This is a genomic window from Cellulosimicrobium sp. NPDC057127 (assembly GCF_042670945.1).
Taxonomy (GTDB): Bacteria; Actinomycetota; Actinomycetes; order Actinomycetales; family Cellulomonadaceae; genus Cellulosimicrobium.
In genome coordinates this window covers 37,477-58,302 of record NZ_JBHUUP010000018.1, presented here as the reverse complement: position 1 = coordinate 58,302, position 20,826 = coordinate 37,477, and the positions used below count along the sequence as shown (strand labels likewise).

The window sequence follows — 20,826 nt, the reverse complement described above, 5'->3', positions numbered from 1 at the left end:
GCACCCTCCGGGGTGCCCCGCGCGTCGTCGTCCCCGGCCGGTCGGCGGGCATGCCTCCCGCCCACCGGCCGGGAGCCTGTCACCCCGCCGTCGTCTCCTGCGCGGGGACCTGCGGCGCCGCCGGAGCGGCCCGCGCCGGCGCGGGAGCGCCGGCCCCTGAGAAGGGCTGGGACGGCGCCGCGAGGGGGCGGCGCGGCGCGAACCAGCGCGCGGTGGCCTGGACGACGGGGCCGACGCCGAGCGCGTACAGGAGCGTGGCCCACCCGAGCGTGCCGCCCAGCGCCCACCCGACGGCGACGACGACGACCTCGATCGCCGTGCGCACGACGCGTACCGAGCGGCCCGTGCGGGCGACGAGCCCGGTCATGAGGCCGTCCCGGGGGCCCGGACCGAGACGCACCCCGAGGTAGGCCGACGTCGCCAGCCCGTTGAGCAGGACACCGCCGACCGCGAGCGCGACGGACGCCGCGACGCCCGGGGCGGGCACGAGCAGCTCGACGAGCGCGAGGGCCGGGTCGATCGCGAGCCCGATGACGACGACGTTGGCCAGGGTGCCCCACCCCGGCCGCTGGCGCAGCGGGATCCATGCCAGCAGCGCGAGAGCGCTCAGCGTGACGACGACGACGCCGAACGGCAGCCCGGTGCGTCGCACGATCCCCTGGTGGAGCACGTCCCACGGCATGCCGCCCTGCCCGGCGTGCAGGAGCATCGCCATGGACGAGGCGTAGCCGAGGAGGCCGAGGAGGAGCTGGAGGGTCCGGCGGGTCGGTGACATGTCCGCCATCCTGCGGGCACATTGGCCTCGACATCCATAGCCAATCCGAGGACAGTGGACGCATGCCGCTCGACACGACGCCGCGCGCCGCCGGTGGCGCCGCGGCGGGCACCGGCCTCGACGTGCACCGCCACCTCTCCCCTCCCGCCGCGGTCCGTCTCCTGGGACGCTGGCACGCCGGCGGGCCCGCGTACGTCGCGCTCGCCGACGCCGTCCGCGCCGCCGTCCTCGCGGGCACGCTCGCGCCCCACACCCGGCTGCCGTCCGAGCGCGACCTCGCCGCAGCGCTCGGCGTCTCGCGCACCACGACGGCCGCCGCCTACCGCCGCCTGCGCGAGCTGGGCTTCGCACGCTCGCGCACGGGGGCGGGCACCGTCGTCGTGCTCCCGGACGGCGGCCGGCGACGTCCTGCCGCGCGGACAGCGGGCGGGGACGTACCCGCCGGGACACCGGGCGACGGGACGCCCGTCGACCTGGCCGACCTGTCGCAGGCGACCTCGGCGGCGCCGTCGGGACTGCACGCGGCGTACGCCCGCGCGCTGGAACGCCTGCCCGCGTACCTGGGCGACGGCGGCTACGAGCCCTACGGCGTCGCCGCCCTGCGCGAGGCGGTCGCGGCCCGCTTCACCGAGCGCGGCACACCGACGGGGGCGGACCACGTGCTCGTCACCACGGGCGCGCAGCACGCCATCACGACGCTCGCCACGACCCTCCTGCGCCCGGGCGACCGCGTCGTGGTGCAGTCGCCCACCTACTACCACGCGATGGAGGCGCTGCGCCGCGCGGGGGCACGCCTCGTCCCGCTGCCCGTGGGGCGGGGCGGGCCCGGTGCGACGCCCGGCTTCGACGTCGAGCTCTTCGAGTCCACCCTCCACCAGGTCGCGCCGCGGCTCGTCTACCTCGTGCCGGACTTCCACAACCCCACCGGCTACACGCTCACTGCCGCGGAGCGCGCCGGCGTGCGGGAGGCCGCGGCGCGCCACCGCGTGACCGTCATCGGTGACGAGACCCTGACGGACCTCGCGCTCGACGCTCCACCGGACGCGACGGACGACGTCGCCCCACCGCTCGCCGGGGACGGCGCCTCGCCCCACGTCGTGACGGTCGGCTCCGCGTCGAAGTCGTTCTGGGGCGGCCTGCGGGTCGGGTGGGTGCGCGCCCACCCCGACCTCGTCGCGCGGCTCGCCCGCACGCGGCAGTCGGCGGACATCGCCACCGCCGTGCTCGAGCAGCTCGCCGTCGTCGAGCTCCTGCGGGAGCGCGGCGCGGTCCTCGCCGAGCGCCGCGCCGCCCTGCGGGCGCAGCGCGACCTGCTGTGCGGGCTCCTCGCGGACGCCGTGCCGGACTGGCACGTGCCCGTCCCGGCGGGCGGCCTGTCCCTCTGGGCCGATCTCGGCGCGCCCCTCGCGCACGCCGTCGCGGCAGCGGCCGCGGCGCAGGGCGTGCTCGTCAACGCCGGGCCGACGTTCACGCCCGACGCGAGCTCGACCGACCGGCTCCGCATGACGTTCTCGCGGCGCCCCGAGGACCTCGAGCGGGCCGTACCCCGGCTCGCCGCGGCGTGGTCGCGCGTGCAGGGCTGACGTCGCGGACGACCGGGGTCAGCCGGCGCGCAGCTCCACGGGGGCCGTCGCGAGCGCGCCGTCGTGCAGCAGCCGCGCCACCACGGCGCCCGACGCCGCGAGGGACCGCCACGTCTCGCCGAGCCACTGCTCGGCGTCGAACTGCGTCGTGAAGACGGGGCTCACGGGCGCCGCGAGCGGTCGGCCCTCCGCGTCGTCGAGCTCCCAGACCCACTGCGGGCGGATCATCGCTGCGTGCCCTCCCCTGCCGTGCCGGTGGCGCCGGCCCTCGCGTCGTCGCCCGAGCGGGTGCTCGTGCCCGTGCCGCTCGCGCCGGCCGCGTCCGCCCCGAGGTGCAGCCGCGGCTCCGGGTGGCGCACGAGCGAGCGGTTGATGCGCGCGGCCCAGAACGGCCCCTGGTAGAGGAAGCCCGTGTATCCCTGGACGAGATCCGCACCGGCGTGCAGGTAGTCGCGCGCGTCGTGCGCGGTCGTGATGCCGCCGACACCGATGATCGCGCGCCGGGCGCCGAGGCGCTCGCGCAGGCGCGCCACCACCGCCAGCCCGCGCGGACGCACCGGCGGGCCGGACAACCCTCCCGGACCGCGGTCGTGGTCGACGGTGGTGTTCACGGCGACGACGCCGTCGAGGTCGAGCTCGTCCACGAGGTCGGCGACCGCGTCGACGTCGGCGTCGGCGAGGTCCGGGGCGATCTTCACCAGCAGCGGCACCCGGGGCAGGCCGGCCGATCGCGTCGCGACGTCCGCGGCCTCGCGCACCGCGACGAGGATCGGCCGCAGCGACTCGACCTCCTGCAGGTCCCGCAGTCCCGGGGTGTTCGGGGACGACACGTTGACCACGAGGTAGTCGGCGAACGGGGCGAGCAGGCTCGCGCTCGTCGCGTAGTCGCCCGCCGCCTCCGCGGCCGGGGTGACCTTGGTCTTGCCGATGTTGGCGCCGACCAGGACGGCCCGCCCGGCGGACGTCGAGCGCAGCGCCTCGAGCCGGCGGGCCGCCGCGGCAGCGCCCTCGTTGTTGAAGCCCATCCGGTTGCGCACGCCCCGCACGTCGAGCTCGCGCCACAGGCGGGGCCGCTCGTTGCCGGGCTGGGCGTGCGCGGTGACCGTGCCGACCTCGACGAACGCGAACCCGAGCATCGTCAGCCCCCGCACGCCGCGCGCGTCCTTGTCGAACCCGCCCGCGAGCCCGAACGGTGCGGGGAACACGCGCCCGAGCACCTCGACGCTGCCCGGGCCGCCCGCGCCACGCCCGAGGTACGGCGCGAGCGCACCCTGCACGACGTCGCGCAGCAGCGGGACGGCGCCCACGGTGCGGACGAGCGCGAACGCGACCTCGTGGGCGCGCTCGGGGTCCATGCGCCGGAAGACCGTGTCGAACAGGATCGAGTACAGGAACGGGCGGCGGCTGCTCACGCGGCGTCCTCCGGGGTAGGGGTCTCGGACGGGTCGGTGCGGACGTGCGCGGGCGGCACCGCCGCGTGCCGCGGGCGGGTGCGCCACAGCCACCACAGCCCCACGAACGGCAGGACCAGCGGCACGTAGCCGTAGCCGCTGCCGAAGCCCGACCACACGGTCGCACGCGGGAACGCCGCAGGGTCGACGAGCGACAGCGTGCCGACGGCGAGGACGCCCACGAGCTCGAACCCGACCGCCGCCCACGCCACGCGACGCGCGGTGGCGCCTCCCCGGGCGAGCGCGACGGTCGCCACCACGTACACCGCGGCCGCGAGCGCGGACAGGGCGTAGGCGAGCGGCGCCTCGTGCCAGTCGCGCAGCAGCTGGACGGCGGCGCGCGCCGTCGCCGCGAGGGCGAGGATGCCGTACGCCGCGACGAGGACGCGGCCGAAGCCGGTCCCCGTGCGCCGGGCGGTGCCGGGTGCGGTCATCGCGTCCTCCGGGTCACGAGTTCCAGATCTGCCACAGCCGCCACTCCAGGAAGGCGACCGTCAGCGCGGCGACGGCCAGCACGACGGAGCTCCAGCGCGAGCGCTCGGCGAACGCCCACAGCGCGGCGACGGGCAGGATGACGAGCGCAGTCACGTAGTAGCCCCACAGGAGCACCGGGTCCGACGGCGCCGTGCCGGTCGCGCCCAGCACGGCCAGCACCACCCCCTGCACCAGCAGGAGCCCCTCGACGACCGCGCCGCCCCAGAGCTGGCGGAGCACGACGGCACGGTCCTGCACGACGAACACGACCGCCCACGCCGCGAGAGCGAGGCTCGTCGCGACGACGACGAGCAGGAGGGCGAGGACCACGGCCCCGAGCGTACCGGCGCGCGGACGGCCGGACGGAATCCCGGGCCGGCCGTCGCCGTCGCGGTGCCCGCACCGGCTCGCGGGATAGCATCACGGCTGTGGCTGAACTGACCGTCTCCAGCAAGAGTCCCGCCGGTGCCAAGGTCGACGCGCTCGTCGTCGGCACCCACACGACCTCGGACGGCGTCGCGATCCTCGGCGACGACCTTCCCCGCGCGGTCGTCACCGCGCTCGAGGGCCTGGCCCCGACGCTCGGCGTCACGGGCGCGGCCGACGAGGTGCGCAAGGTGCCCGCCGGGCCCGACCTCAAGGCCGACGTGCTCGTCCTGGTGGGCCTCGGCGCCCGTCGTGCCGACGGCACCTTCGGCGCCGAGTCGCTGCGCCGCGCCGCCGGCGCGGCAGTGCGGTCCCTGGCCGGCACCGGGTCGGTCGCCGTCGCGCTGCCCGTCGAGGACGACGCCCAGCTCGGCGCCGTGGCCGAGGGTGCGCTGCTCGGCGCCTACGCGTTCACGCGCTACCGCACGGGCGAGTCCGCGACGTCCGCGGCGTCCCGGCCGCCGGCGACCGTCGAGGTGCTCGCGCCCAACGCCCGCAGCGCCGCCGCGCGGACGGCCGTCGAGCGGGCGCACGTCGTCGCCGACGCGGTCAACGCGACGCGCGACCTCGTCAACGCCGCACCCAACGACCTGTTCCCCGCGGCGTTCGCGGACGTCGCCAAGCAGGCCGTGAAGGACTCCGGCGCGAAGGGCCTCAAGGTCACCGTGCTGGACGACAAGGCGCTCGTCGCGGGGGGCTACGGCGGCCTCGTGGCTGTCGGCCAGGGGTCCGCCCGCGGGCCGCGCCTCGTCAAGGTCGCGTACACCCCCGCCCGGCCGGCGGCCAAGGTCGCCCTCGTCGGCAAGGGCATCACCTTCGACTCGGGCGGCATCTCGATCAAGCCCGCCAAGGGCATGGAGGCGATGAAGTCCGACATGGCCGGCGCCGCCGCGGTGCTCGGCACCGTCGTCGCCGCGGCGCGGCTCGGGCTCCCCGTCGCCGTGACCGGCTGGCTGTGCCTCGCGGAGAACATGCCCTCGGGCACCGCGCAGCGTCCCTCCGACGTCATCACCATCCGCGGCGGCAAGACCGTCGAGGTGCTCAACACCGACGCCGAGGGCCGGCTCGTCATGGCCGACGGTCTCGTCGCCGCGATCGAGGAGAAGCCCGACGTGGTCCTCGACGTCGCGACGCTCACGGGCGCGCAGGTGGTGGCGCTCGGCAACCGCGTGTCCGCGGTGATGGGCGCGGACGACGTCCGGGCCGAGGTCGTGGCGGCGGCCGACGCGGCGGGCGAGCAGTTCTGGCCGATGCCGCTGCCCGAGGAGCTCGGCGCGTCCCTCAGGTCGAAGGTCGCCGACCTGGCGAACATCGGCGACCGGTTCGGCGGCATGCTCGTCGCCGGGCTGTTCCTCCAGGAGTTCGTCGGCTCCACGCCGTGGGCCCACCTCGACATCGCCGGCCCGGCCTTCAACGAGGGCGCGGCGCACGGGTACACGCCCGTGGGCGGCACCGGCGTGGCGGTCCGCACGCTGCTCGGTCTCGTCGAGGCCCGCGCGGCCGGCTCAACGGCGCCGCTGGGCGGAGTTCCAGTCCCGCATGCGCTGCGGGTACCCGGTGAACCGGACGTTGTACACCGGCACGCCGAGGGAGCCCGCCACGTCGAAGGCCGTCCGCTCGTCGGGCACGCGTCGGCGGGTCCACTCGCCCGTGGTCGCGATCAGCAGGAGCGTGGCGCTCGTGTCCTGCGTGGGCGGCTCGACGTAGGCCTCGACGCCGACGCGGGTGCGCACGAAGTCCTCGAGGTGCACGAGCGTCGCGCGGCGCGCCTCCCCCGCCGAGGCCGGTGCGCCCGGCTCGGCCGCGCGCGCGGCGGGTCGGCGGGAGAACAGTCGCGAGAGCCGGGACACACGGGCAGGGTACAGGCCCTCGCCGGGAGCTTCCCGGGCGCCGACCGGGAGCGAGCGGGGAGCGTCCCGGTGCCGCCGCGGCGGGCGCCCGCCGCGCTGCGGGACGCGGCGCAGGGGCGTGGCTGTCTGCATCGTCACAGCCCTGGTCCGCGGGTTCGATTGGGGAGGCGGTCCCCGAGGTGCCAAGATGGCTCACGGAGAACGTCCACGCACCGCGGTCGGCCGCCGGCCGGTTCCTTCCCGCCGAGACCGTGCCGCGGGTGACGCTGGACGTCCGACACCGCTCTCCCCTGCTGAAGGAGTCGTACGTGGCCGATCCGGGCACACCCTCGGACGTCGTCGTCCTGGGCGGAGGCAGCGCCGGTTACGCGACGGCGCTGCGAGCCGCCCAGCTCGGCCTCGACGTCGTGCTGGTCGAGCAGGCCAGGCTCGGCGGCACGTGCCTGCACGACGGCTGCATCCCGACCAAGGCGCTGCTGCACGCCGCGGAGCTCGCGGACGGTGCGCGCGAGGGTGAGAAGCTCGGCATCCGGACCACGTTCGACGGCGTCGACATGGCGGGCGTGAACCGCTACAAGGACCAGGTCGTCGCAGGTCTGCACAAGGGCCTGCAAGGACTCGTCGCGTCGCGCGGCATCACGTACGTCGAGGGCCGCGGCCGGCTCGTCGCGCCGGACACGGTCGAGGTCGACGGCACCCGCTGGACCGGCCGCCACGTCGTCCTCGCCACCGGGTCGACCTCGCGCACGCTGCCCGGCCTGGAGATCGGCGGCCGCGTCATCACGTCCGACCAGGCGCTGCGGCTCGACCGCGTGCCCGCGTCGGTCGTCGTGCTCGGCGGAGGAGTCATCGGCTGCGAGTTCGCGAGCGTCTGGCGCTCGTTCGGCGCCGAGGTCCAGATCGTCGAGGCCCTCGACCACCTCGTCCCGAACGAGGACGTCGCGCTGTCCAAGGCTCTGGAGCGCGCGTTCCGCAAGCGCGGCATCGGGTTCTCGCTCGGCGACCGGTTCGCCGGCGTCAAGGAGACCGACTCCGGTGTCACCGTCACGCTCGAGTCGGGCCGGACCGTCGAGGCAGAGCTCTTGCTCGTCGCGGTCGGCCGCGGTCCCCGCACCGCCGACCTCGGCTACGAGGAGCAGGGCGTACGCCTCGACCGCGGGTTCGTCCAGGTCGACGAGCGCCTGCACACCGGCGTCGGCGACGTCTGGGCCGCGGGCGACATCGTCCCCGGCCTCCAGCTCGCGCACCGCGGCTTCGCGCAGGGCATCTTCCTCGCCGAGCAGATCGCCGGCCTGTCCCCCGCACCGGTCGTGGAGTCGTCGATCCCGCGCGTGACCTACTGCGACCCGGAGGTCGCGTCCGTGGGCCTCACCGAGGCCGACGCGCGCCGCACCTACGGCGAGGACGCCGTCGAGACCCTCGAGTACAACCTCGCGGGCAACGGCCGGAGCAAGATCCTCGGGACGAGCGGCTTCGTCAAGCTCGTGCGCCGCGTGGACGGCCCCGTCGTCGGCGTGCACATGATCGGCGCACGAGTCGGCGAGCTCGTCGGCGAGAGCCAGCTCATCGTGGGCTGGGAGGCGTACCCCGAGGACGTCGCCTCCCTGGTCCACGCCCACCCGACCCAGAACGAGGCACTCGGAGAGGCACACCTGGCCCTGGCCGGCAAGCCTCTGCACGCCCACAACTGACCCCCACAACGATCGAAGGAGACCAGGCAGGTCATGTCTGAGAACGTGCAGATGCCGGCACTCGGCGAGTCCGTCACCGAGGGCACCGTCACCCGGTGGCTCAAGTCCGTCGGCGACACCGTGGAGGTCGACGAGCCCCTGCTCGAGGTCTCCACCGACAAGGTCGACACCGAGATCCCCTCCCCCGTGGCAGGCGTCCTCGAGCAGATCCTCGTCCAGGAGGACGAGACCGTCGAGGTCGGCGCCGACCTCGCCGTGGTCGGCTCGGGCGAGGGCGGCGGCGGCGCCGCGCCCGCCCAGGACGAGCAGCCGCAGCAGGCCGAGGAGCCGCAGCCCGAGGCTCCGGCCGAGCAGCCCCGGCAGGAGGCCCAGGAGCAGGCCCCGGCCGAGCAGCAGCCCGCGCCGGCCGCGGACACCGCCCCCGCGGGGGACGGCGGCGAGGAGATCAAGCTCCCCGCGCTCGGGGAGTCCGTCACCGAGGGCACCGTCACCCGGTGGCTCAAGTCCGTCGGCGACACCGTGGAGGTCGACGAGCCCCTGCTCGAGGTCTCCACGGACAAGGTCGACACGGAGGTGCCCTCGCCCGTGGCGGGCACGGTCCAGCAGATCCTCGTCCAGGAGGACGAGACCGTCGAGGTCGGGGCCGTGCTCGCGATCGTCGGCTCGGGCGCTCCTGCCGAGCAGCAGGCGCCCGAGCAGCAGGCGCCCGAGCAGCGGGAACCCGAGCAGCCGGCCGCCCCCGAGGCGCCGACCGAGCAGGAGCCGCGTCAGGAGGCGTCGCCGGTCGAGGCACGGACGCCGGCCTCGGAGGCCGACGTCCCGGCGCAGTCCGCGCAGGAGAGCACCCCGGCGGCCCCGCAGACGGCGTCCACGCAGGCACCGGAGCAGCAGCGGTCCGAGCCGGCCGCCGCGCAGTCCGCCCCGGGCGCCACCCCTGCCCCGGCCGCGAAGGCGGGCGGGACGTACCTCACGCCGCTCGTGCGCAAGCTCGCGGCGGAGAAGGGCGTCGACCTGTCGTCGCTCGAGGGCACGGGAGTCGGCGGGCGCATCCGCAAGGAGGACGTCCTCGAGGCGGCGCGCAAGGCCGAGGAGTCGAAGGCTCCCGCGGCGGCCGCGCCCGCTGCGGCCCCGGCCGCCGCGAAGAAGCCGTCGGTCCCCGCGGTCTCGCCCCTGCGCGGCACCACCGAGAAGACGAGCCGCCTGCGCAAGCTGGTGGCGAGCCGCATGGTCGAGGCGCTGAGCACGCAGGCCCAGCTCACGACGGCCGTCGAGGTCGACGTCACGCGCGTCGCCGCGCTGCGCAACCGCGCCAAGGCGGACTTCAAGGCGCGTGAGGGTGCCAACCTCACGTTCCTGCCGTTCTTCACGCTGGCCGCGGTCGAGGCGCTCAAGGCGTTCCCGAAGATCAACGCGACCTTCGGCGAGGACGAGATCGTCTACCACCCGCAGGAGAACGTCGGGATCGCGGTCGACACCGAGCGCGGCCTCGTCGTGCCGGTGATCAAGGACGCGGGCGACCTCAACCTCGCCGGCATCGCGCGCAAGATCGCGGACCTCGGTGCGCGCACGCGTGCCAACAAGGTCGGCCCGGACGAGCTCGCCGGCGCGACGTTCACCATCACGAACACCGGTTCGGGCGGCGCAGTCTTCGACACCCCGATCGTCCCCGTCGGCCAGGTCGCGATCCTCGGCACGGGCACCATCACCAAGCGCGCGGTCGTCGTGACCGACGCGGACGGCAACGACACGATCGGCATCCGCTCGACGTGCTTCGTGTTCCTGTCCTACGACCACCGCCTGGTCGACGGCGCGGACGCCGCCCGCTTCCTCACCGCGATCAAGAACCGCATCGAGGAGGGCGCGTTCGAGGCCGAGGTCGGCCTCTGACGGACCGCTCGTCCCGCCGAGGGCCCCGACCGCGTCGCGGTCGGGGCCTTCGGCCGTCCCGCTCGGGCACGTCTCCGACCAGCGGTGTCCGGGACGGACGCCGACCCGTACCGTGATCCCCATGGACATCGTCGTGGCAGGCTCGCACGGGCTCATCGGCAGCGAGCTGCTCGAACGGCTGCGCGCGGACGGGCACCGCGTGCGCCGGCTCGTGCGCCGGCCGCCCCAGACCGCGCACGAGCGGGAGTGGGACCCTGATCGCGGCATCCTCGACCCCGCGGCGCTCGAGGGCGCGGACGCGATCGTCAACCTCGCCGGCGCGGGCATCGGCGCCCGACGCTGGACCGCCGCCTACAAGCGCGTGCTGCTCACCTCGCGCACCCGCACGACGGAGCTGCTCGCCCGCACGACGGCCGGGCTCGACACCCCGGTGCCGGTGCTCGTGCAGGGGTCGGCGATCGGCTACTACGGGGACCGCGGCGCCCAGGTCCTCACCGAGACCTCCAGCTCCGGCGACGGGTTCCTCGCGCGCCTGGTGCGCGAGTGGGAGGCCGCCACGCGGCCCGCGGAGGAGGCGGGCGTGCGGGTCGTGCACGCACGCACCGGCATCGTCCTGGCGCCCGAGGGCGGGGCGCTCGGTCGGTTGCTGCCGTTCCTGCGGCTCGGCGTCGGCGGTCCGCTCGGGCGTGGGACGCAGTACTGGAGCTGGATCACCCTGCGCGACGAGGTGGCCGCGCTGTGCCACCTGCTCACCGCGCCCGTCCACGGGCCCGTCAACCTGTGCGCCCCCCAGGCGGCGACGAACGCCGACGTGACCCGCGCGCTGGCCCGCGCGCTGCGCCGCCCGTCGGTCGTGCACGTCCCGTCCGTGGCGCTGAAGGTCGTGCTGGGCGAGCTCGCGACCGACATCCTCGGCTCGCAGCGCGCGCGGCCGACGGTGCTGGAGGCGAGCGGATTCCGGTTCGGCGACACGGACCTCGATGCCGCGGCGCGACGGGTCGTCGAGCGCTGACGTCAGCGCACCTCGGCGACACGCCAGGAGTCGTCCGTCCACCGCAGGACCAGGACGACCGTGGTCCGCGGTCCCTGCGGCACGTGGACGTCCTCGCCGCCCGAGCGCTGCCGGTGTGCGGCGACCGCGTAGTCCACCTCGACCGCGACGTCCTGCTCCTCGTCGGTCCCGTCCACCGCCGCGTCGTCCGGACCGTCGGGCGACGACGCCGGGGCCGCGCGCACCTCGAAGACCTCGGCGCGGGCGTCGAGCACCTCGACGCCCTCGAGCTCTTCCAGCAGCGCGGTGTCGCTCGCCTCGGCAGGTGATCCCGGGACGACGACGGAGCCGAGCTCACCCGGCCCGCCTGCCAGGAGCGCGAGACGCCGCACCGTGAGCTCGCGCGCGGCGGCGAGGGGATCGGCACGGTCGGCCGTCGGGTCCTGCCCCGGTGCGGCCGTGCTGCCGCCGGGACGCGCACCCAGGCCGTCGTCGGCGACCACGGTCGCCGTGCCGTCGGGCGAGGAATCGTCGCCCGTCATCCGCAGTCCCACGACGACCAGCACGGCGCAGCCCACGAGGACGCCAGCCGTCGTCAGCACGGCCCGCCACGGACCGGGAGCCGCACCGCTCCCGGTCGATCCACCGGGAGCGGTGCGGCCGTGCGCGCTGCGGACGGTCGTCGGCCGGGACGTCCCACCGGCGCCCCGCCGCGTCCCGCGGGCGTCACGCCGGGAGGGGACCGTCGGTGCCGTCGCCTCGCCCCGCGGGCGCCGCCGCCCTCCACCGAGGGCGACCGCGACCAGGTGCGCGGGGTCGGGCATCGTGACCGGGTGCGGCTCCGCCGCGTCGTAGCACCGGGCCGCGAACGTGCCGGCGGCAGGGCGCCCCCGCGGGTCGTCCCGCAGGGCCACGACGAGCTCGGCGTGGAGGGACGCGAGCGCCTGCGCCTCCTCGGTGTCGGCGGGCGCACCGGCCGCTGCGGGATGGCTGGACACGGGCGGCGGGACGAGGTCGACCACGAGCCGCGCGAGGTCGCGCACGTCGTCCTCCGCCGTGCCGGACGCGGGCTCCAGCGGGGGGTGCACGACGGCACGACCGTCCGCGGACAGCGTGACCGCTCCGGGCCCGACGCGCCCGTGCGCGCGGCCGGTGCGGTGCAGCGCCGCGAGCGCCTGCGCGACCGGCACGAGCACGGTCACGGCCTCGCCCGCGGAGAAGGGTCCGCGCGCCGCGGCGAGCTCGTCGAGCCGCAGCCCGTCGACGTGCTCGGTGAGGACGGCGAGCCCCGCGTCCCCGACCTCCACCACGGCACGTACTGCGGCGAGGTGCTCGTCGTCGTGCCCCAGCGCCTCGAGGTGCGCGACGAGCGCGGCGCGTGCCGCCGGGTCGTCCGGGACGTGGACCAGGCCGACGGTGCACTCGCTGCCGGACGCGTCGCGCGCGAGGAGGTCGCCGTGCCGCCCGGGGTGGTCGCGCACGCTCCAGCCCGCCGCGTCGAGCGCGGTCCGGACCTCCTCGGTCCCGACGGGGTCGGGGACCGCCGCGCGGCGGGCCGACGCGTCGCGCCGGTCGGTGCGGCGCGAGGGCCGCGGTCGGGGGTCGGGCGCGACGGGCATGTGCCCATCCCACCCCATCCAGGACCGCGGCCCGCGGTTGTCCACAGGACGGGGGCGCCACCGCCTCACACGCTGAGGCGACGACCCTCGGCCGCGCTGCGGCGGGCCGCGTCGAGCACCTCGGCCGTGCGGACCGCGTCCCACGGGTCGACGGGCACGGGCCCGTCGGCGAGCAGCCAGGCCGCGACGGCGCGGTAGAAGTCGGCGTGGCCGCCGTCGGCGCGCGGGACCGCCGCGCGCTCGCGGCCGTGCGTCAGCCACCCCTCGGTGCCCTCCGGTGCGCCGTCGTCGAGCGCCTCGAACGGCGAGGCGTCGTTCTCGAATGTGGTCACGACGTACGCGCCCGCCGTGCCGAGCACGCGCGTGCGCGGCCCGGGCGCGCCGACGACCGAACCGGCCCACAGCCGGCTGACGACCGCGTTCCCGGACGCGTCGGGCGCGTGGTGGAGCACGAGGAACACGTCGTCCTCCGTGGGCGTGGTCAGGCTCCGCAGCTCGGCCCACACGGACGTGACGGGGCCGAAGAGCTGCGTGGCCGAGTCGACGAGGTGGGGCCCGAGGTCGAGGAGCAGCCCGCCCCCCACGGGATCGTTCTCCTTCCAGCGCTGCTGCGGCACGGGGCGCCAGCGCTCCCAGCGGCGCTCGAACGTGTGCACGGTGCCGAGCCCGCCTCCCTCGAGGACGCTGCGCAGGGTGAGCTGCTCCGGGTCCCAGCGCCGGTTCTGGAACACCGTCAGGGGCGCGCCCGCGGCCTCGGCGGCCTCGACGACCGCGCGCGCCGACGCGGTGTCGAGCGCGAGCGGCTTGTCCGCGACGACGGGCAGGCCCGCGGCGACGACGGTCGTGACGTGCTCGGCGTGCAGCGCGGTGGGGCTCGCGACGACGACGACGTCGTACGCGTCGCGGTCCGCCACCAGCGCGGCGAGGTCGTCGTGCAGGTGCACCCGGGGCCAGTCCTGGGCGGCGGCGGCGCGGCGCTCGGGCGAGCGCACGACGACGGCCGTGACCGTGTGGCCCGCCTCCCTCACGAGGCGCGCGTGGATGCCGCGCCCCGCTCCCCCGTACCCGACGATCCCGACCCTGAGCGAACGACCCGCGCTGTGCATGGCGACCAATCTAGCGGGCGCCCGCCCGCTGACCACGACGGCCGCCGGCCTGCCGAGAGTGGTCCACGGCCGGCGTCCTCGCGGATGGTCGGGTGTTGCGGAATGTACCTGTTGGTCCGGTATGGTCTCCACCGTGCCGGGTCGGCACGATGGGTACCCGGTGTCGTCGTGGGGAAGGTTCGGTCGGTGAGCGCCACGCGTGGTCGGGTCCCCCGCCGCACGGTCCTGCGGTACTCCCTCATCTGCCTGGCGCTGCTCATCGTGCTGGCGAACGTGCTCGGGGAGCGCTCGGCGGCGAGCGACGCCGACGTCGCCGGTCCCGTGCCCGGCAGCGCGCTGGAGGCCCTGGCCGGGCTCAAGGTCGCAGGGCCCGCGTCGGGCACGGACTTCTCCCGCACGGCCTTCGGCGGAGCCTGGACCGACGCGGACGGCGACGGCTGCGACGTGCGCGACGACGTCCTCGCACGGGACCTCTCGAACGCCACCTTCTCGACCCACGGGGACCCGTGCCGGGTCCGCACGGGCACGCTCGTCGACCCGTACACCGGCGAGGCGCTCGTGTTCCACCGCGGGCTCGACGCGGCCGGCTCCGTGACGGTCGACCACGTGGTGCCGCTGCTCGACGCGTGGCACACCGGCGCGCGGGCCTGGGACGACGGTGCGCGCGAGCGCTTCGCCAACGACCCGCTCAACCTCCTCGCGGCCGACGAGGGCGCGACGCGGGCGAAGGACGCGCGCGACGCCTCCGCCTGGCTGCCGCCGGACCACGCGTCCCGCTGCCCGTACGTCGCCCGGCAGATCGCGGTCAAGTCGGTGTACGGGCTCGCCGTGACTCCCGCGGAGTCCGACGCCATGGCCGCCGTGCTCCGCGACTGCCCGTCCGAGCCGCTGCCCCGGGGCTGACCGTCAGCCGGCCGTCACCCGGCCCCGGTCCGCCCGGCCCAGCGCGCTCGGCCACCACGACCGGCGCCCGATGTCGTGCACGAGGGCCGGCACGAGCAGGCTGCGCACCACGAGCGTGTCGAGCAGCACGCCGAACGCGACGAGGAACGCGATCTGCGCGAGGAACAGCAGCGGGATGATCCCGAGCGCGGCGAAGGTCGTGGCCAGCACGACGCCCGCCGACGTGATGACCGAGCCAGTCACGGCGAGCGCGAGCAGCACCCCTCGTCGCGTCCCCACCCGCAGGCTCTCCTCCCGCACGCGGGTCATGAGGAAGATCGAGTAGTCCACGCCGAGCGCGACGAGGAAGCAGAACGCGTAGAGCGGCACCGCGGGGTCCGCCCCGGGGAAGCCGAGCAGGTGCTCGAACACCAGCGCCCCCACGCCGAGCGCGGCGCCGAACGACAGCACGTTGGCCGCGACGAGCAGCAGCGGTGCGAGCACCGAGCGCAGCAGCAGCACGAGGATGACCAGGATCACGGCGAGCACGACGGGGACGATGACCCGCAGATCGCGCTGGCCGGCGAGCTGCGTGTCGAACCGCTCGGCCGCGGCGCCGCCCACGAGCGCGTCGGGCGAGACGTCGTGGACCGCGGTGCGCACCGCGGACACGGTCTCGACGGCCTCCTGGCTGTCCGACGGCGCGTCGGTGGTGACGTCGACCCGCACCCGGCCGTCGACGACGAGCGGGTCTCCCTGCGGCGGTGCGCCGGGGGCGGCGGCGGGCTGGTCGGTCACGGGGGTGGCGGCGGCGACGCCCTCGGTCGCGGCGGCCGCGTCCACGACGGCCTGCAGGTCGTCCTGCGGGGCGACGACCGTGACGGGCTGCGCGGAGACGCCCTCGAAGTGCTGCGTCAGCACCTCCTCGCCGTCGACGGAGTCCACCTGGGTGAGGAAGACCTCGGAGTCCCCGGTGCCGTCCGCGTCGAGCGTGGGGACGAAGGCCGCGCACGCGGCGAGCACGAGCGCGGTGACCACCCACACGCGGCGGTCGTGCCGCCCGACGAAGCTCGCGACGCGGGACCACAGCCCGTGCCCCTCGACCTCGACGCGGTCGTCGCCCTCGGCCTGCCCCCGCTCCTCCGCTCCCACCGCGTGATCGCCGGCGTACCGCGGCATGCGGGGCCAGAACAGCGCGCGCGACCGCTGTCCCGCGACGAGCAGCAGCGCGGGCAGCAGGGTGAGCGACGCGACGAACGCGGCGGCGATGCCGATCGCCGCCACGGGACCGAGGCTGCGGTTGGACGACAGGTCGGACAGCAGGAGGCACAGCAGGCCTGCGACGACCGTGCCGGCGCTCGCCGCGACGGGTTCGACCGAGGCGCGCACGGCGCGGCGCAGCGCGGTCGTGGTGGACCGCACCGTGCGCAGCTCCTCGCGGTAGCGCGCGACGACGAGCAGCGAGTAGTCGACCGCGGCCCCGACGACGAGGATCGACAGGATGCCCTGGGACTGCCCGTTGAGCGTCAGGACGTCGTTCGCGGCCAGGTGGTAGACGACGAGCCCGGCGAGGGTGAGGGCGAGCACCGCCGTGAGGATCACGAGGAAGGGCAGGACGGGCGACCGGTACACGACCGCGAGGATGACGAGCACCGCACCGAGCGCGACGAGCAGGAGGACGGTGTCGATGCCGCCGAACGCCGTGACGAGGTCGGCGACGAACCCCGCCGGACCGGTCACGTAGACGTCGAGGCCCGTGCCGGCGAGCCCGCCCTCGGCCGCGTCGGCGGCGGCGAGGTCGCGCAGCGCGCCGACGGCCAGCTCGCTGATGCTGCTCTCGTCGGCGCCCACGCGGTCGGACGCCACGGCGGCGTCGAGCGAGACCACGACGAGCGCCGCCTCGCCGTCCTCGGACGGCACGACGACGGGGTCGGCGACGGACACGTCCCCGACGGTGGCGGGCTCGTCCCCGGTGGTGCCGTCCAGGGGGGCGTCGGGGACGGCGGCGGCGTAGGCCTCGAGCGCGGCGAGCCCGTCGGGCGCGAGGGCGGACCCGTCACCCGTCGTGGCGACGACGAGCGCGGGCAAGGCCTCGCTGTCGACGAACTCCTGCGCGAGCTCGGCGGCGCGCGTGGACTCCGCGCTGGCCGGCAGGAACGCTGCCGCATCGTTCGTCTGCACCGTGCTGAGCCGCCCCTGGGCCTGGCCCCCGAGCGCGCCGATCGCCATCCACAGACCGATGACTGCGACAATGATCAGTCCGCGGAGGAAACCGCTCGTCCGTTTGCTCAGCATGCTGAGCAATGGTGCCATGGTCGAGGGAGGAATGCACGTGGAGCGACCGCTCACCGGCGTCACCGACGGGTCCGAGGCCGACCCGGTCTTCGCCGACCCCGCCTCGAGCGACCCGGCACGGTGGCCCACGGGCCGCCTGCTGTTCGCCGTCGCCCGGAGGATCGAGCGCGAGTGGAACGCCCACCTCGGTCAGTGGGACCTCAACCACGCGGGCTTCCCCGTGCTGATGCACCTCCTCGCCGGTGCGCGCTCCCAGCGCGAGCTCGCCGCCGAGTCGGGCGTGACGGAGCAGACGATGAGCCGGATCGTCGCCCGCCTCGAACGCTCGGGGTACGTCACGCGGACCGGCGACCCCCTCGACCGGCGCCGTCGCGCGGTCGGCCTCACCGACGCCGGCCGCACCGCGGCGACCGCCGCCGCCCGCCGCCGGCCCGCCGAGGAGCTCGCGACGCGCGGCCTCGACGACGCCCAGGTCGCCGCGCTGCGCGAGGCGCTGGTCGCGATGCTCGAGCACCTTCCGCGCGACCCGCGCGAGGACGGCTAGCCTGGCCCGATGGAGGTGCTCACCCTGCCGGGGCTGACCGACTACCACGACGCGTGGGCGCGCCAGCGGGCCGTGCACGAGGCGGTCGCCGCCGGCACGCAGGAGGACACGCTGCTCCTCGTGGAGCACCCCGACGTCTACACCGCCGGGCGGCGCACGAACCGCTCCGAGCGCCCCGACGACGGCACCCCCGTGGTCGACGTCGACCGGGGCGGCAGGATCACGTGGCACGGCCCCGGCCAGCTGGTCGCCTACCCGGTGGTGCGCCTCGTGGAGCCGGTGGACGTCGTCGCGTACGTCCGCGCGCTCGAGGACGCGGTGATGGCGGTGTGTGCGGACCTCGGGCTCGCGACAATGCGCGTGGAGGGCCGCAGCGGCGTGTGGGTCGCCGCCGACGCGACCCGCCGCGAGCGCAAGGTGTGCGCGATCGGCGTGCGCGTGGCCCGCGGCGTGACGATGCACGGTCTCGCGCTGAACTGCTGCCCGGACCTGGCGCGCTTCGACCGCATCGTGCCCTGCGGCATCGACGACGCCGACGTCACCTCGCTGACCGCGGAGCTCGGACGCACCGTGGCTCCCGACGACGTCGCCGCGCCGCTGGTGGACGCGCTCGGCACCGCCCTCGCGCCGCTGCGGGCCGCGCCGGCGGCGCCCGTCGCCCCCACGGCAGGCTAGCGGCGGCGCTCGCGCGCACCGGCCCTGCGGCGCCGCGCGCTACCCTGGAGGCACAGGGACGTCTTGCGCGCCGGAGTACGGGTGGGTCGGCGCGCGACTGGTCGAACCCTGGACACCCCATGTCGCGCACCGCTCCCCGTCCCCCGGCGACCCCTCCTGCGGCCCACGCCGCCGGGGCACCGGCGGACGGGCCCCCGCACCCGCCCGCACGCACCGGCCCCTACGCCAGGCTCCCCCGCCTCGCCGGACCGTGGTTCCTGCCGGTCGCGTTCCTCGGCCGCCTGCCGTTCTCGATGCTGACCATCGGCACGCTGCTGCTGGTCACGACCTCGACCGGGTCCGTCGCCCTCGGCGGCCTCGCGTCCGCGGCGACGGCGCTCGGCACGGCGCTCGGCGGACCGGTGCAGGGCGCGGTCGCGGACCGCGTCGGCCAACGACGCGTCGTGCTCGCGTGCGCCCCGGCGTCCGCGCTCGCCGTGCTCGGGCTCCTCGCGGCGAGCTCCGTGCCCTCGACCCCGGGGATGCTCGCCGCAGCGGCCGTCGTGGGTGCGAGCGTGCCGCAGGTCGGACCGCTCGCGCGCGTGCGCTGGCTCGCCCTCGCCGCGGACGAGCCCCGCACGCTGTCGGCGGCGATGAGCTACGAGAGCACCGCCGACGAGGTGAGCTTCGTCCTCGGCCCCGCCCTCGTCGGGGTGCTCGCGGCGGCGGGCTCGCCGCAGGTGCCGATGGTGGTGGCCGCGGCGCTGCTCGCCACGGCCGGCACGGCCTTCGCCCTGCACCCGACGGCGCGCGTGGCGGCCGGCCCGGGGACGGCGCCGTCCGCGGCGCCCGGCGGGTTCGGTGCGGCGTGGCGGCTCGTGCGCCTCGAGGCCGTGGCCGTCGTCGGCATGGTGGCGATGGGACTGCTGTTCGGCGGGACGCAGGCCGCGCTGACCGCCCTCACGCGCGACGCCGGCTCGCCGGACCTCGCGGGCCTCGTCTACGCCGTCATGGGCGTCGGCTCGGCGGCGACCGCGCTGGCCGTCGTCGCGCTCCCCGAGCGCTGGTCCCTCGCCGGCCGCTGGACGGCGTTCGCCGGCGGGCTGCTGCTCGGCACCGCCGCGCTCGTGGGCGCCGCCGCGACGGGCTCCGTCGGCCCCGTGGTGGCCGTGGTCGCGGTGGTCGGCCTGTTCGTCGGTCCGGTCATGGTCACCGTCTTCACGGTCGCGGGCGAACGTGCACCGGTCGGCCGCACGGCGGCCGCCATGACGCTGGTCGCGAGCGCGAACGTCGTCGGGGTCGCCCTCGGCGCGTCGGGCGCCGGGCAGCTCGCCCAGGGCGTGTCGACGACGGCGTCGTTCGCGGTCCCCGTCGTCGCCGCCGCCCTGCTGCTCGCGTGCGGGGTGTCGCTGACGTCACGTCCACGGGCTGGTCGTCGACCGGGGGTCGACGTCGACGCTGCCGTACGCTGACCTGAGTCCGACGTCGTACCGGGCGCCGCGCCGACCAGGCACGACACCCACCGGGCCGCTCCGCGGTCGGACGCCGGCGACCAGCACCGCCACGACGACCGGGAGACCCCGTGACGATCGCACCAGAGGGCCGGCGCATGCTGCGGGTCGAGGCCCGCAACGCCGCGACGCCGATCGAGAAGAAGCCGGAGTGGATCAGGACCCGCGCGTCGACGGGCCCGGAGTACTCCGAGCTCAAGGGCCTCGTGCGGCGCGAAGGACTGCACACGGTCTGCGAGGAGGCGGGCTGCCCCAACATCTACGAGTGCTGGGAGGACCGCGAGGCGACGTTCCTCATCGGCGGCGACCAGTGCACGCGACGCTGCGACTTCTGCCAGATCGACACCGGGAAGCCCGCCGACTTCGACGCGGACGAGCCGCGCCGCGTCGCGGAGTCCGTCCAGGCGATGGGGCTGCGCTACTCGACGGTCACCGGGGTGGCGCGCGACGACCTGGCCGACGGCGGCGCCTGGCTCTACGCCGAGACGGTCCGCCAGATCCACGCGCTCAACCCGGGCACCGGCGTCGAGCTGCTCATCCCCGACTTCAACGCCGTCCCCGAGCTGCTCGACCAGGTGAACGAGTCCCGGCCCGAGGTGCTCGCGCACAACCTCGAGACCGTGCCGCGCATCTTCAAGCAGATCCGCCCGGGCTTCCGGTACGAGCGCTCGCTGTCCGTGCTCACCCGGGCCCGCGACGCGGGCCTGGTCACGAAGTCGAACCTCATCCTCGGCATGGGTGAGACGACCGACGAGGCGCGGGCCGCGCTGCGCGACCTGCACGAGGCCGGCTGCGACCTCGTGACGATCACGCAGTACCTGCGGCCGTCGCTGCGTCACCACCCGGTGGACCGCTGGGTGCGGCCCGAGGAGTTCGTCGAGCTGTCGCAGGCCGCGGAGGAGATCGGGTTCCTCGGCGTCATGTCGGGCCCGCTCGTGCGGTCGTCGTACCGCGCCGGGCGGCTGTGGGGCCAGGCGATGGCCCGCCGCGGCATGCCGGTCCCGGCCGCCCTGGCGCACCTGGCCGAGCCGACGACGTCGCGCCAGGAGGCCGCGAGCCTGCTGGCCCGCGCACCCCACTAGACTGA

General features: G+C 76.1%; 18 protein-coding genes. 10 read left to right on the top strand and 8 right to left on the bottom strand.

What is annotated here, in order from left to right; translation table 11 throughout:
• Window positions 1-79: 79 nt before the first annotated feature.
• On the bottom strand, window positions 80-775 hold the full coding sequence (locus tag ACFTZA_RS15540; protein WP_378196812.1) for a YitT family protein: 696 nt from the start codon (window positions 773-775) through the stop codon (window positions 80-82).
• Window positions 776-837: 62 nt separating this feature from the next.
• Between ACFTZA_RS15540 and ACFTZA_RS15535 the strand changes: the two genes are divergently transcribed.
• A complete protein-coding gene (locus ACFTZA_RS15535; protein ID WP_378196809.1) occupies window positions 838-2,358 on the top strand; it encodes a PLP-dependent aminotransferase family protein in 1,521 nt (506 codons plus the stop codon).
• 18 nt (window positions 2,359-2,376) lie between these two features.
• Here ACFTZA_RS15535 and ACFTZA_RS15530 read toward each other — a convergent pair whose 3' ends face one another.
• Genes ACFTZA_RS15530 through ACFTZA_RS15515 form a run of 4 tightly spaced genes read right to left on the bottom strand, consistent with a single transcriptional unit; the run spans window position 2,377 to window position 4,613 of the window.
• Entirely contained in the window at window positions 2,377-2,586 is a 210-nt protein-coding gene (locus ACFTZA_RS15530; RefSeq protein ID WP_378196807.1) for a hypothetical protein, read from the bottom strand.
• The gene (locus tag ACFTZA_RS15525) at window positions 2,583-3,749 is read right to left on the bottom strand and encodes a quinone-dependent dihydroorotate dehydrogenase (RefSeq protein WP_378196818.1); all 1,167 of its coding nucleotides are present in this window, start codon (window positions 3,747-3,749) and stop codon (window positions 2,583-2,585) included. The genes ACFTZA_RS15530 and ACFTZA_RS15525 overlap by 4 nt, the downstream gene beginning before the upstream one ends.
• Window positions 3,750-3,766: 17 nt before the next feature.
• A complete protein-coding gene (locus tag ACFTZA_RS15520; protein ID WP_378196804.1) occupies window positions 3,767-4,243 on the bottom strand; it encodes a hypothetical protein in 477 nt (158 codons plus the stop codon).
• 13 nt (window positions 4,244-4,256) lie between these two features.
• On the bottom strand, window positions 4,257-4,613 hold the full coding sequence (locus tag ACFTZA_RS15515; protein WP_378196801.1) for a hypothetical protein: 357 nt from the start codon (window positions 4,611-4,613) through the stop codon (window positions 4,257-4,259).
• Window positions 4,614-4,711: 98 nt separating this feature from the next.
• Between ACFTZA_RS15515 and ACFTZA_RS15510 the strand changes: the two genes are divergently transcribed.
• The 4 genes from ACFTZA_RS15510 (at window position 4,712) to ACFTZA_RS15495 (ending at window position 11,149) form a co-directional block, all read left to right on the top strand.
• Entirely contained in the window at window positions 4,712-6,823 is a 2,112-nt protein-coding gene (locus ACFTZA_RS15510; RefSeq protein ID WP_378196798.1) for a leucyl aminopeptidase, read from the top strand.
• Window positions 6,824-6,867: 44 nt separating this feature from the next.
• Window positions 6,868-8,250, top strand: coding sequence for a dihydrolipoyl dehydrogenase (gene lpdA, locus ACFTZA_RS15505; protein WP_378196794.1), 1,383 nt, complete (start codon window positions 6,868-6,870; stop codon window positions 8,248-8,250).
• A 33-nt stretch (window positions 8,251-8,283) separates the two neighbouring features.
• Window positions 8,284-10,137 (top strand): 2-oxoglutarate dehydrogenase, E2 component, dihydrolipoamide succinyltransferase, encoded by a 1,854-nt coding sequence (gene sucB, locus ACFTZA_RS15500; RefSeq protein ID WP_378196791.1) that lies wholly within the window; start codon window positions 8,284-8,286, stop codon window positions 10,135-10,137.
• Window positions 10,138-10,258: 121 nt separating this feature from the next.
• Entirely contained in the window at window positions 10,259-11,149 is an 891-nt protein-coding gene (locus ACFTZA_RS15495; RefSeq protein ID WP_378196788.1) for a TIGR01777 family oxidoreductase, read from the top strand.
• Between the two features lie 2 nt (window positions 11,150-11,151).
• On the opposite strand, the gene ACFTZA_RS15490 is transcribed toward ACFTZA_RS15495, so the two are convergent.
• Both ACFTZA_RS15490 and ACFTZA_RS15485 read right to left on the bottom strand, forming a co-directional pair.
• Entirely contained in the window at window positions 11,152-12,747 is a 1,596-nt protein-coding gene (locus tag ACFTZA_RS15490) for a hypothetical protein (RefSeq protein ID WP_378196785.1), read from the bottom strand.
• A gap of 65 nt (window positions 12,748-12,812) precedes the next feature.
• Complete coding sequence (locus ACFTZA_RS15485; protein WP_378196782.1) at window positions 12,813-13,853, bottom strand: Gfo/Idh/MocA family protein; 1,041 nt, start codon at window positions 13,851-13,853, stop codon at window positions 12,813-12,815.
• 186 nt (window positions 13,854-14,039) lie between these two features.
• Between ACFTZA_RS15485 and ACFTZA_RS15480 the strand changes: the two genes are divergently transcribed.
• Window positions 14,040-14,756 carry an HNH endonuclease family protein gene (locus ACFTZA_RS15480; protein WP_378196780.1) on the top strand — a complete coding sequence of 239 codons (717 nt, stop codon included), beginning with the start codon at window positions 14,040-14,042 and terminating at the stop codon, window positions 14,754-14,756.
• 3 nt (window positions 14,757-14,759) lie between these two features.
• Here the strand turns inward: ACFTZA_RS15480 and ACFTZA_RS15475 are convergent, their stop codons facing one another.
• Entirely contained in the window at window positions 14,760-17,030 is a 2,271-nt protein-coding gene (locus ACFTZA_RS15475) for an MMPL family transporter (RefSeq protein WP_378196778.1), read from the bottom strand.
• 37 nt (window positions 17,031-17,067) lie between these two features.
• On the opposite strand from ACFTZA_RS15475, the gene ACFTZA_RS15470 reads away from it, so the two are divergent.
• The 4 genes from ACFTZA_RS15470 (at window position 17,068) to lipA (ending at window position 20,821) form a co-directional block, all read left to right on the top strand.
• Window positions 17,068-17,574 (top strand): MarR family winged helix-turn-helix transcriptional regulator, encoded by a 507-nt coding sequence (locus ACFTZA_RS15470; RefSeq protein ID WP_378196775.1) that lies wholly within the window; start codon window positions 17,068-17,070, stop codon window positions 17,572-17,574.
• 9 nt (window positions 17,575-17,583) lie between these two features.
• Entirely contained in the window at window positions 17,584-18,249 is a 666-nt protein-coding gene (gene lipB / locus ACFTZA_RS15465) for a lipoyl(octanoyl) transferase LipB (RefSeq protein WP_378196771.1), read from the top strand.
• Between the two features lie 119 nt (window positions 18,250-18,368).
• Complete coding sequence (locus tag ACFTZA_RS15460; RefSeq protein WP_378196768.1) at window positions 18,369-19,700, top strand: MFS transporter; 1,332 nt, start codon at window positions 18,369-18,371, stop codon at window positions 19,698-19,700.
• A 110-nt stretch (window positions 19,701-19,810) separates the two neighbouring features.
• Window positions 19,811-20,821: a lipoyl synthase gene (gene lipA / locus ACFTZA_RS15455; protein WP_378196765.1), complete on the top strand. Its 1,011-nt coding sequence runs from the start codon at window positions 19,811-19,813 to the stop codon at window positions 20,819-20,821.
• Window positions 20,822-20,826 lie beyond the last annotated feature (5 nt).

Coding starts and splice junctions, on each gene's coding strand:
- ACFTZA_RS15540 (WP_378196812.1), bottom strand. CDS start 775: ATGTCACCGACCCGCCGGACCCTCCAGCTCCTCCTCGGCCTCCTCGGC.
- ACFTZA_RS15535 (WP_378196809.1), top strand. CDS start 838: ATGCCGCTCGACACGACGCCGCGCGCCGCCGGTGGCGCCGCGGCGGGC.
- ACFTZA_RS15530 (WP_378196807.1), bottom strand. CDS start 2,586: ATGATCCGCCCGCAGTGGGTCTGGGAGCTCGACGACGCGGAGGGCCGA.
- ACFTZA_RS15520 (WP_378196804.1), bottom strand. CDS start 4,243: ATGACCGCACCCGGCACCGCCCGGCGCACGGGGACCGGCTTCGGCCGC.
- sucB (WP_378196791.1), top strand. CDS start 8,284: ATGTCTGAGAACGTGCAGATGCCGGCACTCGGCGAGTCCGTCACCGAG.
- ACFTZA_RS15495 (WP_378196788.1), top strand. CDS start 10,259: ATGGACATCGTCGTGGCAGGCTCGCACGGGCTCATCGGCAGCGAGCTG.
- ACFTZA_RS15490 (WP_378196785.1), bottom strand. CDS start 12,747: ATGCCCGTCGCGCCCGACCCCCGACCGCGGCCCTCGCGCCGCACCGAC.
- ACFTZA_RS15485 (WP_378196782.1), bottom strand. CDS start 13,853: ATGCACAGCGCGGGTCGTTCGCTCAGGGTCGGGATCGTCGGGTACGGG.
- ACFTZA_RS15475 (WP_378196778.1), bottom strand. CDS start 17,030: ATGCTGAGCAAACGGACGAGCGGTTTCCTCCGCGGACTGATCATTGTC.
- lipB (WP_378196771.1), top strand. CDS start 17,584: ATGGAGGTGCTCACCCTGCCGGGGCTGACCGACTACCACGACGCGTGG.
- ACFTZA_RS15460 (WP_378196768.1), top strand. CDS start 18,369: ATGTCGCGCACCGCTCCCCGTCCCCCGGCGACCCCTCCTGCGGCCCAC.